13 protein-coding genes are annotated in these 14,754 nt (G+C 47.2%); 1 reads left to right on the top strand and 12 read right to left on the bottom strand.

Annotated elements, in window-relative coordinates:
- Window positions 1-366: 366 nt before the first annotated feature.
- The 7 genes from ACIGBN_RS10915 to ACIGBN_RS10885 all read right to left on the bottom strand — a co-directional run bounded on the left by ACIGBN_RS10915 (window position 367) and on the right by ACIGBN_RS10885 (window position 9,020).
- Window positions 367-708, bottom strand: a complete 342-nt coding sequence (locus tag ACIGBN_RS10915) for a zinc ribbon domain-containing protein YjdM (protein WP_396665393.1) — start codon at window positions 706-708, stop codon at window positions 367-369.
- A gap of 251 nt (window positions 709-959) precedes the next feature.
- Window positions 960-2,459, bottom strand: a complete 1,500-nt coding sequence (locus ACIGBN_RS10910) for a mannitol dehydrogenase family protein (protein WP_396665391.1) — start codon at window positions 2,457-2,459, stop codon at window positions 960-962.
- A 21-nt stretch (window positions 2,460-2,480) separates the two neighbouring features.
- Entirely contained in the window at window positions 2,481-4,184 is a 1,704-nt protein-coding gene (locus ACIGBN_RS10905) for a cytosine permease (RefSeq protein ID WP_133002318.1), read from the bottom strand.
- Between the two features lie 640 nt (window positions 4,185-4,824).
- Complete coding sequence (locus ACIGBN_RS10900) at window positions 4,825-6,045, bottom strand: MDR family MFS transporter (protein ID WP_396665389.1); 1,221 nt, start codon at window positions 6,043-6,045, stop codon at window positions 4,825-4,827.
- 34 nt (window positions 6,046-6,079) lie between these two features.
- Window positions 6,080-6,865: an ABC transporter ATP-binding protein gene (locus tag ACIGBN_RS10895; RefSeq protein WP_133002316.1), complete on the bottom strand. Its 786-nt coding sequence runs from the start codon at window positions 6,863-6,865 to the stop codon at window positions 6,080-6,082.
- A 2-nt stretch (window positions 6,866-6,867) separates the two neighbouring features.
- Window positions 6,868-7,923: an iron ABC transporter permease gene (locus ACIGBN_RS10890; protein ID WP_207923334.1), complete on the bottom strand. Its 1,056-nt coding sequence runs from the start codon at window positions 7,921-7,923 to the stop codon at window positions 6,868-6,870.
- Window positions 7,923-9,020 (bottom strand): ABC transporter substrate-binding protein, encoded by a 1,098-nt coding sequence (locus ACIGBN_RS10885; protein WP_133002315.1) that lies wholly within the window; start codon window positions 9,018-9,020, stop codon window positions 7,923-7,925. Before ACIGBN_RS10885 ends, ACIGBN_RS10890 begins: the two co-directional genes overlap by 1 nt.
- A 159-nt stretch (window positions 9,021-9,179) precedes the next feature.
- Between ACIGBN_RS10885 and ACIGBN_RS10880 the strand changes: the two genes are divergently transcribed.
- On the top strand, window positions 9,180-10,262 hold the full coding sequence (locus ACIGBN_RS10880; RefSeq protein ID WP_396665386.1) for an ABC transporter substrate-binding protein: 1,083 nt from the start codon (window positions 9,180-9,182) through the stop codon (window positions 10,260-10,262).
- A gap of 133 nt (window positions 10,263-10,395) precedes the next feature.
- Here the strand turns inward: ACIGBN_RS10880 and ACIGBN_RS10875 are convergent, their stop codons facing one another.
- The 5 genes from ACIGBN_RS10875 to ACIGBN_RS10855 all read right to left on the bottom strand — a co-directional run bounded on the left by ACIGBN_RS10875 (window position 10,396) and on the right by ACIGBN_RS10855 (window position 14,555).
- Window positions 10,396-11,631 carry an MFS transporter gene (locus tag ACIGBN_RS10875; protein WP_133002313.1) on the bottom strand — a complete coding sequence of 412 codons (1,236 nt, stop codon included), beginning with the start codon at window positions 11,629-11,631 and terminating at the stop codon, window positions 10,396-10,398.
- A gap of 10 nt (window positions 11,632-11,641) precedes the next feature.
- Entirely contained in the window at window positions 11,642-12,076 is a 435-nt protein-coding gene (locus ACIGBN_RS10870) for a MarR family winged helix-turn-helix transcriptional regulator (protein WP_396665383.1), read from the bottom strand.
- Between the two features lie 178 nt (window positions 12,077-12,254).
- A complete protein-coding gene (locus tag ACIGBN_RS10865; RefSeq protein WP_133002311.1) occupies window positions 12,255-12,767 on the bottom strand; it encodes a glycine cleavage system protein R in 513 nt (170 codons plus the stop codon).
- A gap of 128 nt (window positions 12,768-12,895) precedes the next feature.
- The gene (locus ACIGBN_RS10860; RefSeq protein WP_396665380.1) at window positions 12,896-13,957 is read right to left on the bottom strand and encodes a methyltransferase; all 1,062 of its coding nucleotides are present in this window, start codon (window positions 13,955-13,957) and stop codon (window positions 12,896-12,898) included.
- The gene (locus ACIGBN_RS10855; RefSeq protein WP_133002309.1) at window positions 13,947-14,555 is read right to left on the bottom strand and encodes a gamma-glutamylcyclotransferase family protein; all 609 of its coding nucleotides are present in this window, start codon (window positions 14,553-14,555) and stop codon (window positions 13,947-13,949) included. Before ACIGBN_RS10855 ends, ACIGBN_RS10860 begins: the two co-directional genes overlap by 11 nt.
- Between the last annotated feature and the right edge of the window lie 199 nt (window positions 14,556-14,754).

The raw sequence follows: 14,754 nt of genomic DNA, 5'->3' as shown, positions 1-14,754 counted from the left end.
GCTTTACCTCCAAGCTAATTAAGCTTCTAAACACCTTCCTTAAATGATCGACGTACAGGCGTTTTAATATGCCACGCAAATCATACGCTAAAGGTTTTAAAGAGATTTTTTGCTTTTCTTTTAAAGTAAAGTTTTGCATCAACTGAAAAAAGTTACACGCTCAGAAGAGCGGAATAAAAGTCGGGAAAACAAAGCATTAGAATGGAACCCGTAAAACCAACAACCTAATCCTAGCCTTCCGCTTGAAGAAAGGGGAAGGGACCGTTCGAGCTGTCTGCGGGCAGAAAAAAGAGCATTTGCGCTGATGAGGTCAGCGGCAAACGCCCTTTTTTTGGTTCGTTATCTGAGCAAGTCAGATGTACGAATTTAAGCTGAGGCTTTTTTGACGAATTGAGATTTCAGCATCATGTCGCCTGCGCCATCTACTTTACAGTCGATGTCGTGGTCGCCGTCTACTAGACGTTTGATGGTCGCTTTGGTGCCGATTTTAAGAACTTGTGAAGAACCTTTTACTTTTAGGTCTTTCGCCAAGGTCACTTTGTCGCCTTCTTGCAACAATTTGCCACTCATGTCTTTGATGATCAATGCATCTTCGTCTACTTCCACTTCGTTCGGGTTCCACTCGTGCGCACACTCAGGGCAGATCAGCATAGCTTGATCTTCGTACACATAAGTTGAGTTACATTTAGGGCAATTAGGAAGACTCATTGTTGTCACTACCTCGGACGTTGGCTGTAAAAATTTCGCGCATTATACCCTTATTTTCACTGTGGTTTTTCACCTTCACGAAAAAATTTATTAGAGCTCCCGTTTACGCGGCTTTTCTCGTTGTTTTAAATTCATCGAAGAAAAACCCTAATCCATTGATATTTATGAATAAATAGAACAAAAAAAACCGATCTCTGACTAAGCCGGAGATCGGTTTTATCGCAGGTTATTCACCCGCTAAGGTGGCGCTATTAAGCGACTAGAGCTTCTTTTTCAAGCATGTTTTGCATTTGCTCAGCAATATTAGGGTTCGCGTAAAGCGCGTCTAACATGGCCACATAGACATCCGTAAAGACGGCATTTTGAGCAAGATCACCAAACACAGCGGTCAGCTTAAGGAAGGACAATTTATCGTCCTGAGAGCCTGCTGCTGCAGTGTGTAACTCAGCTTTCATGTCATCAACAATGTCCAGCGCAACGCCTTCTTTGTTAACGCCTTTGTCTGAGTAGTAACACCACGCGGCGATCACAAGCGCAGCAAATTGAATGCTGCCACCTTTCGCCATGTTTTCTGTAATCGTAGGGATCAAGAATTTAGGCAGTTTAGAAGAGCTTTCTAGACAGATACGCGCCAAGTTGTCTTTCACGTTCGGGTTACCGAAACGCTCAATCAAAGAACTTTTGTAATCTTCCAGATTAATGCCTTCAACCGGTGCTAATACTGGCGTCGCTTCTACGTCCATAAAACGGCGTAGGTAAGTCGCAAACAATGGATCTGCCACACAACCATCAATCGTTTGATGACCGTGGATAGAGCCCAACAAGCCCAAGACAGAATGACCAGCGTTAAGCAGGCGAATCTTCATGGTTTCGTAAGGCGTTACATCTGGCACAAACTGAGCGCCGACGTTTTCCCATGCAGGGCGACCATTAGAGAAAGTGTCTTCGATTACCCACTGTGAGAACGGCTCACAGACGACAGGCCAGGCGTCGTCCACACCGGATGCTTGTAGGTTGGCAATATCGGCAGGCGTTGTCACTGGCGTGATACGGTCTACCATCGCATTTGGGAAGCGTACTTCTTCTGCAATCCAAGCGGCTAACTCAGCATCTTGCTGTTCAGCAAAGGCCAATAGCATTTTACGGGTCATGTTGCCGTTGTGCTGGATGTTGTCACAAGACTGAATAGTGAAGGCAGGCAAGCCCGCTTCACGGCGCTTTCTCAAGGCTTCAGTCAGAAAGCCAAACACCATTTTAGGGTTTTGTGGGTTGGCTAAATCGTGCTGCACATCTGGGTTGCTAAAATCGAACTCATTGGTCGCTGGGTTAAAGTTATAACCCCCTTCGGTAATGGTCAAAGAGACAATTTTGGTCTCTGCGCTGGCCATTTTATCTGTTACCGCGACCGCATCATCACAGCCCAGCATGAAATCCACAATCGAACCAATAACACGATTCTCTACTTTGCCGTCTGGGTGCTTCACGATCAGCGTGTAAAGATAGTCTTGCTGCTTAAGAATGTCGCCAATTTTACGGTCGGCTTCGCGCAAGCCAACACCGCAAATGCCCCATTCAGTTGAGCCAGTTGATGCTAATAATTCATCTGTGTAAAAGGCTTCATGCGAGCGGTGGAAACCACCGATACCAATATGCACGATTCCCGCTTTTACCTTGCTACGGTCGTAGGTAGGTAACGCAAACGATTCAGGCAAATGTTGTAGGTTGCCTTGGTTCAATTGTATTGTTTTCATTAGTGAATCTCGCAGTATTAGTTATGCTTGAAGCGCTTTTCGGCGTTTTAGCGCCCAATAAGCAGCCGTAAAATAAAGAATGGTGCAGACAAAACCATAGGTATAAAACGTCTCACGATTCTCTAAGTAGTGCGCCATATTTTCACTCGCGAACATGGTGATAGAGGCCAAGGCCAGTGTCACAATCAAGCTAATCCACGCGATGCTTTTCAGCGCTTTAGAAAGCAAAGAGGTGTCTTCAACAATAGGCATTGCCACACGAGCTTGTTCTTCGTGATACGCCTCAACCAGCTTGTCGTGGGACGCCATTTCTGCCATTTCTTCTGGGTACTCTTTACTCGCGCCATAACGCTGAGCGAGTAGGGTATAGACAATAATGGTCACCACCCAAGTCGGTAAGAATAAGTAGTAGAAAGACATGATGTTCAGCGCGTTTAAGCCAAAACCAAACGCCAGACCAATACCCCATGACGCAACCGCTGGGGTGCTATGGGTTAATTTTTGGTAGCTTACCCAGTAACGGCTAAAGCCGATTTTCGGGAACAAAACGTGCTCAGAGAAAACGATTGCACCGACCGGCACCACCAACAAACCTGCGTAGGTAAGCAACGGCAGCATTTTACTGAACACAAATGGGAAACAGGCCACAACCATGGTGATCAAGCCAACAGCAAGCGTGGTTTGACGTCTGGAATAACGTGTAAAGATCGCCTGAGCCGCAAGACCTGCTCGGTATAAGTTGGCGTTTGCTGTGGTCCAACCTGCGACGATAACAATCACAAAACCAGAAAGGCCCAACGCTTGAAACGCCACATCACCTGGATCTAAAGCAATGATGCTTTTCTTAACCAGTACCGCAGTACCCGCTCCCATGATGCCGGCAGAGACCCAAGCAATAAAGTGACCAAACAGCATACCTGAGCTGGTTGCTAGGCCGTAAATTGGCTTTTTCGCATAGCGGAACAAGGCCATATCGATCAAACCAAAGTGCGTAATTGTGTTCGCAGCCCATGCAAAGCCAATCACCTCAAGAAGACCAATGCCCGGTTTTCCGTACGCGTTTACACCCGTCCAGATAGACTGATCGCCAATGGTAATAAAGTCTTTAAAGCTGTGCAGTGTCGTGGTGCCTAATACCGATTCAGATAACGCAGGCATGATCACCAAGGCGCCAGAACCAAACATCACAAATAACCAAGGCCCACAGATACCAGAAAACTCTGACACCGCTTTAAAACCGTACATGGCAACAAACACCACGACAGCGCCCACGGCCAACACCACCAGCACAAACCAAGAGTTGGTTGGGTACCAGTTCAGCTGAGCAGGAATGTTAAACAAATACCTGACGGCGGTACTCGACACGGTAATCATCGCCGCGGATATGACGGTAAATATAATGACGTTTGCCCAGTTATAGAGCTTGGTCATGGACTTACCAGCGACTTTTTCTAGGTAGGTATAAAGACTTAAACGGGTTTGAGTGGCGATCGGCGCTGTGATTAACGTCCAGCTTAAAATGGCAAGAATATTACCGATCAAGAGACCTAGAAGGATGTCCATGGTCTTTGCACCCAACGCAACAAAGGTCGCGCCGATAACAAATTCCGTAGCCGCTACATGCTCTCCGGCATACAGACCTAAGAAGTGCTTCCAACCATGCTGTTTGTGCTTAGCGATCGGCAGCTGCTCTTCACTGACATTGTCTAATTTTTCAAAATTCATCTCTTATCTCATTATTTTTTTAATATGGATTAGCAAAAGACATGAAGTCAGCAGCCGGAATGAACAAGCTTTCACTTCATGTCTTTCATTGATAAATAGTGCTACATCGCCCTCGATCTGATTTGGCACTTACGCTGTGAATGGCAAAACAAAGCAGACTTATCTATGTATCAGTCAGACAAGCGTTCGAAAAACGTAGGTTGAATTATTTTGAGGGAAACAAAAATAAAAAATGACTATGTTTTACAACAACTTAGATAAAAGTTGCGGCCTATCTATAGTCAAATAAGCTTATTGCTACCGTCCTTTTGCGCTTACAACGAGTTCGCAAGCGTCCATCAGAGAAAACCATTTCTAAACCAACCGTTCTGAGGGTAGGGAGTTTAAAAATTAGTCTTTCGGTAAACAAATACAATAAACCGAAAATTACGATACTATTTTGACAAAAAATACACTTTTACATAAAAACTGATACTTTTATGATTGAAAATTTATTTAAAAATACAAAACTGTACTTTTATGCACTATTGAAGAGTCATTTGCGCCAAAGAAATACGTTTTCCATCAAGTTTCCATCTGAGAAGCGATTTTTTGACAAAATAAGGCAGAAAAGAAAGGGATTAGAACGCTAAAAATGCCACTAAGAGGAGGTTATCAGTCGATGTACTTGGCGATACAACCCCAGCCCAGCACACACTCCAATCATCGCCAAACAGGCCCAGATCCACTGACGTTCTATAGTCTCGATCGACAGCAGCCAACCAATGCCAAAGTTGCCTCCGAACGCGGCAATGCCACCGATACAGGAATATAAGCCGTAATAACGACCTAACTCGGATTTATCACAAAAGCGCGGCACAAAGGAGCCAAGCAATGGCAGCACCAGCATGGAGCCCAAACTAAACATCACGCCATAAACGATGAAGTTTAACCAAGGGAGTTCATCGAACGAGACCAGAAAACATAAGAAAGAAGCGCCCATTAAGGCCAACCCTAAGCCCATCGCCTTAGCACTGCCGATCGATTGCGCTACCCACCGACTAATCGGCATTTGCAGCGTAATACCAAGAATAGACGTGGTCATAAACACCCAGGTGATCACATAGGAGCCAAGCCCGCGTGCTTCGACTTCGCTCGGCAACGACAAATACAACTGATGAAAAAACAAATGAAAGGCACAAGCAAAGAGAATAAATTGCATGAAAGGACGGTTCCGAAACATGCTTTTCCATTGTCGCCAAACGCCTGGCTGAGCAGGTGAAGGCCTAGACTGATCGGCCAGCACAGGTAAGAAACGCCATTGAATCAGAAACAAGCCGAAGAACAGCAAAGCGGCGGTTAAGCCAACCCACATAAAGCTCACCGCCACCAGCGAAATACCCACTAACGGACCGAGCAACATGCCAGCTTCACTGGTCCAGTTTTGCATCGCAAAAATACGATCACGGCGCACCTGATCCAGTGCTTCGTACGCTAAATAAGCATTACTAGAAGGCGTAAATAAGGCCCCAGCAAACCCAGTAAAAAAAGCCCCGAGCAAGAGCAAAGGCAAGCTTTGCGCGACCCCTAATAACACAAAGCCAACGACTCGCACCAAGCACCCGAGCAGAATCAACCGTTTATAACCAAGGTAATCCCCAAGCGTACCGCCGATCAGAAACAACCCTTGCTGACTTAAGACGCGAAGACCAATCACCAAGCCAACGTACCATGGGGTTAATCCCAACACGCGCTGCAGGTGATCCGCGAGATACGGCAGCAGCATATAAAAGCCAAGATTAAAGCTGAAGCCATTAATGACTAAGACACGGCTTGCGGCGGATAACTGACGCCAATCGGTCAGAAAGTGATGTAGCTTCATAATAGAGGGTCTAACGGTTCGAGCCTGTTAATCATCATGTGAGTGGCGCGTGAGGCCCTCGGCGTTGAGTGCGAACAAATGGCACACCGGCACTGTCCATCATGACTTCGGCTGTCACACCGTAAACCTCATGCACAAGTTCTGGCGTGAGAATGTCTTTGGGCGCACCTTGAGCCACTAATTTCCCCTCTTTTAATACCAATAAGTTATCGGCGTATTGAGCGGCTAAGTTCAAATCGTGCAAAATCATAATCGACACCCAACCATGCTGCTTGGTGTTTTTGTCTAAATGATCCAACAACACTTGCTGAAAGTGCAGGTCTAGCGCACTGACCGGTTCATCCAGCATCAAGATTTTAGGCTGACGCATCAAGGCTTGAGCAAACAACACCATTTGGCACTGGCCGCCACTGAGCGTTCTCACGTCTCGATTCGCTAAATGCAACAAACCGATTTGATCTAACGCCTCCAGAGCAGCCTCTAATAAACGATTACCCAATTTGAGAGACAAGGCATCGAGCTGCCCGAGCAAGACCACTTCCAACACACTCAAGCCAACGTCTAAACGAATGTCTTGGGGCATGTAACCAAAGCGCTGACGCCATTCCCCTAGGTGTTTACGATTTAATAATTCCCCCTCAAAACGAACCTCTCCTTGTTGCGGCTGCAAATCACCAAACAAGGTTTTCAATAGGGTACTTTTGCCCGTGCCATTGGGGCCAATAATAACGTGTGTTTGCCCTGAATCGAGGCGAAAGCTGATGTCGTCCGCTAGCACAAGATCATCAAACGCTAGGCGTAAGTTATTCACTTCTAACATAATTAGCGTTTCTTCCCGATAATTAACCAAAAGAAAAACGGCACGCCAATGATCGCTGTCACAATGCCGATGGGGAACAAAGAACCGGGCACAATCGCTTTAGATAACACAGACGCACTGGACAATAAAAAGGCCCCCACAAGAAAGGACAAGGGTAAAAAATAGCGTTGATCTTCGCCCACTAACATTCGAGCAATATTGGGGGCAACGATACCGATAAAGCCAATAATGCCCACAAAACTGGTCGCCGTTGCCGTCATAATCGCCACAATAATCAAGGTTTTCAGACGCAGTCGAGTGACGTTTACACCCAAGCTTTTCGCGCGCTCTTCACCTAAACGTAACGCGGTGAGTTTCCATGCGTCTTTCATCAACACCAGCACACACACCAGAGTGACTCCGGCGGTGATCGCCACGTTCGACCAGGTTGCCTTGGTTAGGCTACCAAACAACCAAAATAGAATCTGTTGGCTCAACTCCGGCGACGACACAAACTGCACAAGAGACAACAAGGATTGAAACAAAAAGAGCAGGGCGATGCCCGCGAGAATCAGCTGGCCTGAGGTAATATGGCGCATCATAGCGAGGCCAAATAGTAAGCTGGCCGACAACATACAACACACAAAAGCGCCAATTGGCACGGCGATTTGCGCGTTCATACCAAGGGAACCTAAGTAGAGCATCAAAGCCGCACCAAAGCCCGCGGCAGCCGCCATGCCTAATGTGTATGGGCTTGCCATGGGGTTGTTCAGTAAGGTCTGCATTTCTGCCCCGCCAACCCCTAAAGAGCCGCCAACAATCACTGCCATTAAGGCAATCGGCAAACGCAGGTTGGTCACAATAACTTGGGTGGTGCGCGACACTTCTACTGGCAGCCCCAACATATTGGCGAGCGCATTGGCAACGTCCGCAATGCCCAACATAGAAGGGCCGGTGGCAATGTCGAATACAAAGGAAAGTAGAAGCACCAGCATGAGGCAACTAATCACAAACCAACGGCGTTTTTCAGAACGACGCTGGGCATTAACAGCGTCGGTGACAAGGGTGGAATTAATCATTAATCGGTCATCTGTACAGCGAATGTGCCTTGTGGAATCACAGGCAAATATTGTTTATAAAAGTTCAGGTAATTTTGCTCAGGCTTCAGATCGGCAAACAGTTGAGGATACAAGGCTTTCGCGAGGTATTGCATCATACTGCCGTCCATAATCGTTCGTGAAGCGCCCTGATAAATACCAAAGACACGTTTGTTTTCTACTGCCGGTAAAGAGTCCCAACCTGAGCGCGTTGTAAAGCCCGTTAGGCGCTCCACTGACTCTTTGCGATCAATGCCTTGGCCAATCAACATGGCGTCCGGCTGCTTACTGGATTCGGTGCCCGCAATAAAGATGACTTCGGGACGAGAGGCCAGTACTTGCTCAGGATTTATTGGCCCCCACCACTCGACAAAAGGCGCGGCAATATTATCACCCCCTGCAGCAGAAATCATTGCGCCCCACATGTTCTTACCGTAGGTAAAGGAATATTCGTTAGGGCCTTTGTTACCGAATTCGACATAGGTACGAGGCTTAGGCAAACCAGCCTTCGCAATGGTGTTTTGCAAATAAGTAATGCTATTTTCATAGTCTTTGGCCATCTTTTGGGCGCGCGCGTCTTCGCCAGTTAATGTGCCTATAATCAGAGTACTATTGACATGTCGAGCAAGGGTCTGTGCGTTGTAATCGACGACCACAACCGGAATTCCTGCGCTCTCTAGCACGTCTACATCGGCACCTAGGCCTTTAAACTGCCAATCCGCTAACACCACCACACTTGGGTTTAGGCTTAGCACTTTTTCGATGGAGAAGGTCTGTGCTTCGACTTCGCCAACATCCGGAATCTGTTTCAACGAGGGGCGATGCTGGGTGTACAAAGACCAGCTTGCTGGACGCCAACCTTTCCAAGTATCCAGAGACAAGCCTACTACCTGGTCGAAGGCTTTTTCAGAACCAATGGCCATGTAGTCCTCGGCATAAAATCCCAGCACCACGCGCTTTGCAGGCACATCCACAGTCACCTGACGGCCAAGTACATCTTCGATGACCTGTGGTGCGGCCACGGCATTCATGGCGTAACACAGAGCACCCACAAGCGCCGCGAACAGTTTCTTTTTCATAACGAAGCCTTTTGTCAGATGAATATAAAAATAAATCAAAAAATAATGATAATGATTTGCATGCGCATTGTAGTTGAACGTAAAATTCACACAAGCTTTTCATTACGATTTCTACTCATCGTGTCGACTACAGGCGCGAATTAACCAGGAACTCTTCTTATGATCCACAAAATTGTTAGCTTGGTCACACTGATGTTTGCGTCATTTAGCTTTGCGCAAACCACGACTGTGACCGATATTCTTGATCGCGAAGTCACCTTTAACGCTCCAGCACAACGCGTCATTGTGGGCTTCTACCCTGAAGATTACATGGCCATAGGCACAGAAGCGGCGTATGACAAGGTGGTTGGTATGTCGAAGTACATTTGGCAAGCACGCTCTGCCAACTGGGAAATGTACACCAAACATCGCCCTTCTTTGGCAGACATTCCAGGCATTGGACGAGTTGACACTAAAACCTTTTCGGTTGAAAAAGTCATCAGCCTGAACCCAGACCTTATTATGCTGGCAGACTGGCAATTCAAAGGGCTAGGCGCGGATGTGGATCGTCTTGAACAAGCGGGAATTCCAGTCATAGTGGTGGATTACAACGCACAGACTTTGGCTCGCCACGTCAAAAGCACACACATCATTGGGGTGATTACTGGGCAGCAAGAGCGCGCCGCTAAAATCGCCGATGACTACACCAAAAACATGACCATGATTACTGAGCGTTTGGCCAAAGCCAACTTGCCTAAACCAAGAATCTATACCGAATTTGGCGCGGCGGGCGTGAATGAAATCGGCTACACCTTTGGTAAAAATATGTGGGGCGCGATTGCCACTATGGCAGGCGGAGACAATATCTCAGCCCCTTATGTTGAATGGTGGGGAAAACTCAACCCTGAGCAAATTCTTGCCTCTGACCCTCAAGTTATCGTAATCACAGGGTATGAAACAGGCAACGGTGATGATGCTATGTTGATGGGGCAAGGCGTTGAAGAAAGCGTCGCTCAAGCTCGCCTAGCAGGCTTCAAACAACGTGTTGGTTGGTCGAGTTTGTCGGCCGTGCAAAACAACCGCATGTTTGCCGCTTATCATGGCGCATGCCGAACCATCTTAGATGGCGCCATGGTGCAATTCTACGCCAAAGCGCTTTATCCAGAACTGTTCAGCGACTTAAATCCGGAAGCCGCTTATAAAGACTTCTACAAAAAATACCTTCCGGTAACACCAGAAGGGACCTTCATGACAGCGCTATAAAACCCCGCGCTTGTCTGGAAGTTAACACTTTCTGATAGTTAAAACGCCATTAAAAAGCCGAGTAAGATCACATTCAGTCACTTACTCGGCTTTTCGTTTTTCGCTATGGCACCTAGCTTATTCGTTAGGCCCGTTAAACGCTGGTATTCGCTTTTTCTCGACCTTGTTTACGCATAAACCAAAAGCCCAATGCCGCGGCCGCAAAACCAAGCACACCGCCAATACCAACCCCCCAACGAGCACCGAGTAAATCGGATACGGCCCCAACGACAGGGCCACCTAGCGCGGTACTGCCCATGGCCGTTGCCAAGACAACCGCCATTACTCGACCTCGATAGCGGCGATCCGTCGACAGCTGAATCAAGGTATTGCTGGAGGTCATAAACATTTGTAAGCACAAACCCAGCGCCACCAGAGCAACCGCAAAACTGATAAAGTTCGGGCTCAACGCCGCCGCCATACTACTGATGGCAAACCCACTGGCGGCCAAGGTCAGAAACAGCATAGTCGGCTTACTTCGGTTCGCGGTTACCATGGCGCCCATAATGGAACCAATCGCCATGATTGAAATAAGCATGCCGTATTGAGCCGCATGGCCTTCGAAAACATGCACCGTCATAGAAGACAAATACACCGCAAAGTTCATCCCCAGACTGCACACCAAAAAGGTCATGATGATCTGAATTCGCATCGCGGGATGATCGGCAATATAGCGAAAGCCGTCTAAGAAATTGGCGGTGGATTTTTTATTTTCCACTGAGTTGTCGACTTCGCGCACTGGCATCCGAGTTTTTAACACATGCAGCGCGGTCAGTAGCGGAATAAACGACACCGCATTGATTAAAAATACCCAACCAGCCCCCACCCAAGCCAGCAACAAACCGGCAATGGCAGGGCCAACCAAGCGTGCGGTATTAAAGGACAAGGAATTCAAGGACACCGCATTGGTAAGCTCTGATTCGCTGACCACATCGGCCACAAAAGCGTGGCGAGCTGGCGCGTCAAATGCCGCCACACAGCCTAAACCAAAGGCACAGACACACACCTGCCACAGCGCCACGTTATTGCTAAGCACCAGAAAGCCCAGAATTAACGCCAACATAGACATCAAAAATTGGGTGACGAATAAGAGTTTACGGCGATCGACTCGATCGACAGTCAAGCCGGTGATCGGCAATAAGAGGATTTGTGGTGCAAACTGCAAAAACACCACTAAGCCAACGGCCGAGGCATTCTTATCAGAAAGCTCAGAAATCACGATCCAATCTTGGGCGGTGCGCTGTAACCAAGTCCCGATGTTTGACGGCACGGCACCACTAAACCAAAGGCGATAATTGGGGTTCGCTAATGAACGAAAAGTGTTACTCAATCATTGCCTCCTAGGCGTCTGCGGCTAATTTGTTCAAGGCTGGGAGCGCCTGTTGTAATGCCTGAATCTCTTCTTCCGTGAGACGCTCGGTTATGCGTTCTTGTAGCCATTCTTCTTTTATCAGCAGCGTTGCTTCGACTTGTTTTAAAAAGTCGTCCGTTAACGACAACAATGTTCTGCGGCCATCTTTAGGATCTGGTTGGCCCACGACATAACCCGCGTCTTTTAATGATTGTACGGTGGCGCCCATGGACTGAGTGCGAACACCTTCCAGCGCCGCCAATTCAGAAATAGTGGATACCGAATGACGGTATAAATAACGCAACACGTGCTTTTGTGACCAACTTAAATTGGTGTCTTGAGATTTTTCTTTGAGCTTGCGATGAATCAGCACCAAGGTTTGGTGTAAATCCATGGCGAGAGGAGAATGCGTTTCTTGGGGCATGGGGCAAGGACTCTAAAAATTAAGAAGGTAAACTACCAAGTTTAACTTCTTAATTAAAGGGTCAGAGTGGTAAATTCAAACTCTTTCCTTACAACGATGGGATAAAGGCATAACGGCCTTTGTCCTTGCTCGGGGAATGGCTCGCTCAGCGAGGCCATCCAGCGCTCTTGCTACTTGGCTAATTGCCGCTTTCTAGCTCGATCATTAAATCACTGCCTATGCTTTCCAGCGCCCCTTCAAGATCAGACAGTGCTAACCCTTCTGGAATGCGCAAGACCATTTCGGCTTTGAAAAGCATTTCTGAGCTCATTGGAGCGGGTTCGCAAGAGGTTTCAAGCTCTTTCACATTGATCATTAAAGAATGGAGTACCTGAGAAACTTCTTTGACTATGCCGGGCTTGTCGTTGCCCACCACAGACAGGTGGATGTTCTCGCCTTGAGTGGCCAACACATTGGCGGTTTCTATCATGACTTTTAGACCCAACCGATCAAACGCCTGTAGCGCATTCACCAAGTCGGTTTCATGCTCGGCGGGCACAGACAGGGTTAAAATGCCTGCGAATTTATCCGCCAAATGCGCCATGCGGCTCTCTAGCCAGTTACCATGATGCTCGCGCACGGTTTCTGAAAGACGCTCTACTAAACCGGGTTTGTCTTCGCCAATAAAGCTTAATACTAATTGTTTAGTCATAATCTGCTCCCGTTATTTATTCATATTATGTTGGAATGCATGATGTAAATACCTAAAGTGTAGACTACTGCCTTTCAAAAAGAATGCAAAAAAAACCGCATAAAAAGGCGACCTAAGTCGCCTTTTTATTATCGTTTCTTCGCCTGTCGCCCATGATATATGGCGTAGCCCTTGTCTCTTTGTAAACGGGTATGGGAACCGAGTGCCGCATCCAATATCGGTGGGTAGCGCAAGAAGTCGTTGGCCACAACAAACAACTCACCATTCAAAGTAAGGTGTTGTTTTACCGTCATAAAAAACTGCTCAGCAATGCTGTAGTCAGTGTTAATTCCAGAGTGAAACGGTGGGTTAGTCACCACGTAATTAAAGCGGCCTTTCACTTCTTTTAAGCCGTTAGAGGCGATCAAGGTGAGGGCATGGGAAGCTTGGTTCGCCGCAAAGGTCAGTTCCGTGGCTTTTAGTGCAAAAGCACTGTCGTCTAACGCCGTGATGTTCACGCCGGTCTTGTTAAACAACCACAAAGCGATAATGCCATCGCCACAGCCAAAGTCGAGCAAACGAGCGTGTGCTATATCACTCATAAAGCGATGTTGCTCTAATTGGTTAAGCAGCAATTCTGTGCCCTTGTCCAATTTACCATGACCAAAAACACCTGGGATGCTGCATAGATTAAGCGTTTGGCCAGCCACTTCTTGTTGCCAAGTGGTAATCCATTTTTCAAACACGAAGGGGTTAGATGCTTCACGTTTGTAGCCTTGATAAAGTAGGCAATGTTTAGCGCCTTCTACCTTGCCAACGTCTTCTAAGCCATTTTCTAGGCGTTTCATGGAAGACTTTACGCCACTTTTATTATCGCCCACTAGCCAGACTTTGCCGCCCATTTTGACCAGAGGCAACACAGCCGCAATAAGATAATCCAACAGTTCTTTGGCTTTTGGCTGATAGATAACAACATGGTCAAAGTCAGTGGCCGTCGACTCAGGCCATTGCTCTGCAAATACCAATTTTTCTTCTGCAAACCCAACCTGCTTTAGCGCATCGAATAAGGTTTTGGATTGGCTCCACGCGTACACATCAGCCTTTCTGCTCAGATCCAGAGGGTAAGTGTCTTCTGGGTTAGCAAACAATATTTTGCCGGTTAGAGACTCTTCATTGCGCGCCAGTAACTGGCTCGTGGTATTAAGATTCATAAGTGACGGATAGCTCTTTAATAGAAAGGGTAGATACAGGCGCAAGCAAGATGTTTAAACGCTCTGTGGATAAGTCAGGTTGCACTCGCGGATAGCGAGGTTGTTGTCTGTCATTTAACAACGGCGCTTGCCAACCTTTGGTTAGCGCCAAGAAATCTTGCGCAAAGTCGTCGCCGTGCTCTAAGCAGCCAGATAAGATGACATCGACATAGCTTAGCGCGATCGGGCAATCTTGGTTTGGTTCAACCACATCATGGGCATGATAAACCCAATAGGTTCCCGCTGGCAGTTTGTGGTCTAGGTAGGTGGTTAGCTGATCAGGACGAATCTGAGAACGCTGATAGCCTTGTTCTCGCTCATCGAAGAGTGGAAGTTGGTCGTGAAATACCTCCACCAACACACCATTACAAGCTCGCTCTGCGGCTTCAACGACAGCGACTGAACTCATGCCATAGTCAGCAGACATTACCGACCAATGACGCTCAAAACCATGTAATTTGACTGGCCAAACGTCACCTGTTTCGCCTGTTTTAGCACGGCTTTCACCATTGATCAGACTACCGTAACCTAGAATAAAGTGTCGGTCTTGTGAACTCATCTCAGCCTCCTATACATGATTTTAACGCGCAGACGTTACTATGAAGAGCATCATAACGTGCGGTCTATCACATCGCTAGGTTTGAACGAAAATCTTCCATGCTAAGCCACGACTTAACAAGCCTATTCTTAACTCAATAACAGCGCTGGCTGTCGCTAAAAGCCACTATACAAAAGTAGATTATTATCTGTATGGTGTT

Source organism: Marinomonas sp. NPDC078689 (assembly GCF_044542435.1).
Classification (GTDB): Bacteria; Pseudomonadota; Gammaproteobacteria; order Pseudomonadales; family Marinomonadaceae; genus Marinomonas; species Marinomonas arenicola.
Note: the sequence above shows the minus strand (reverse complement) of the source record. Positions and strands in the feature narration are given on the sequence as shown.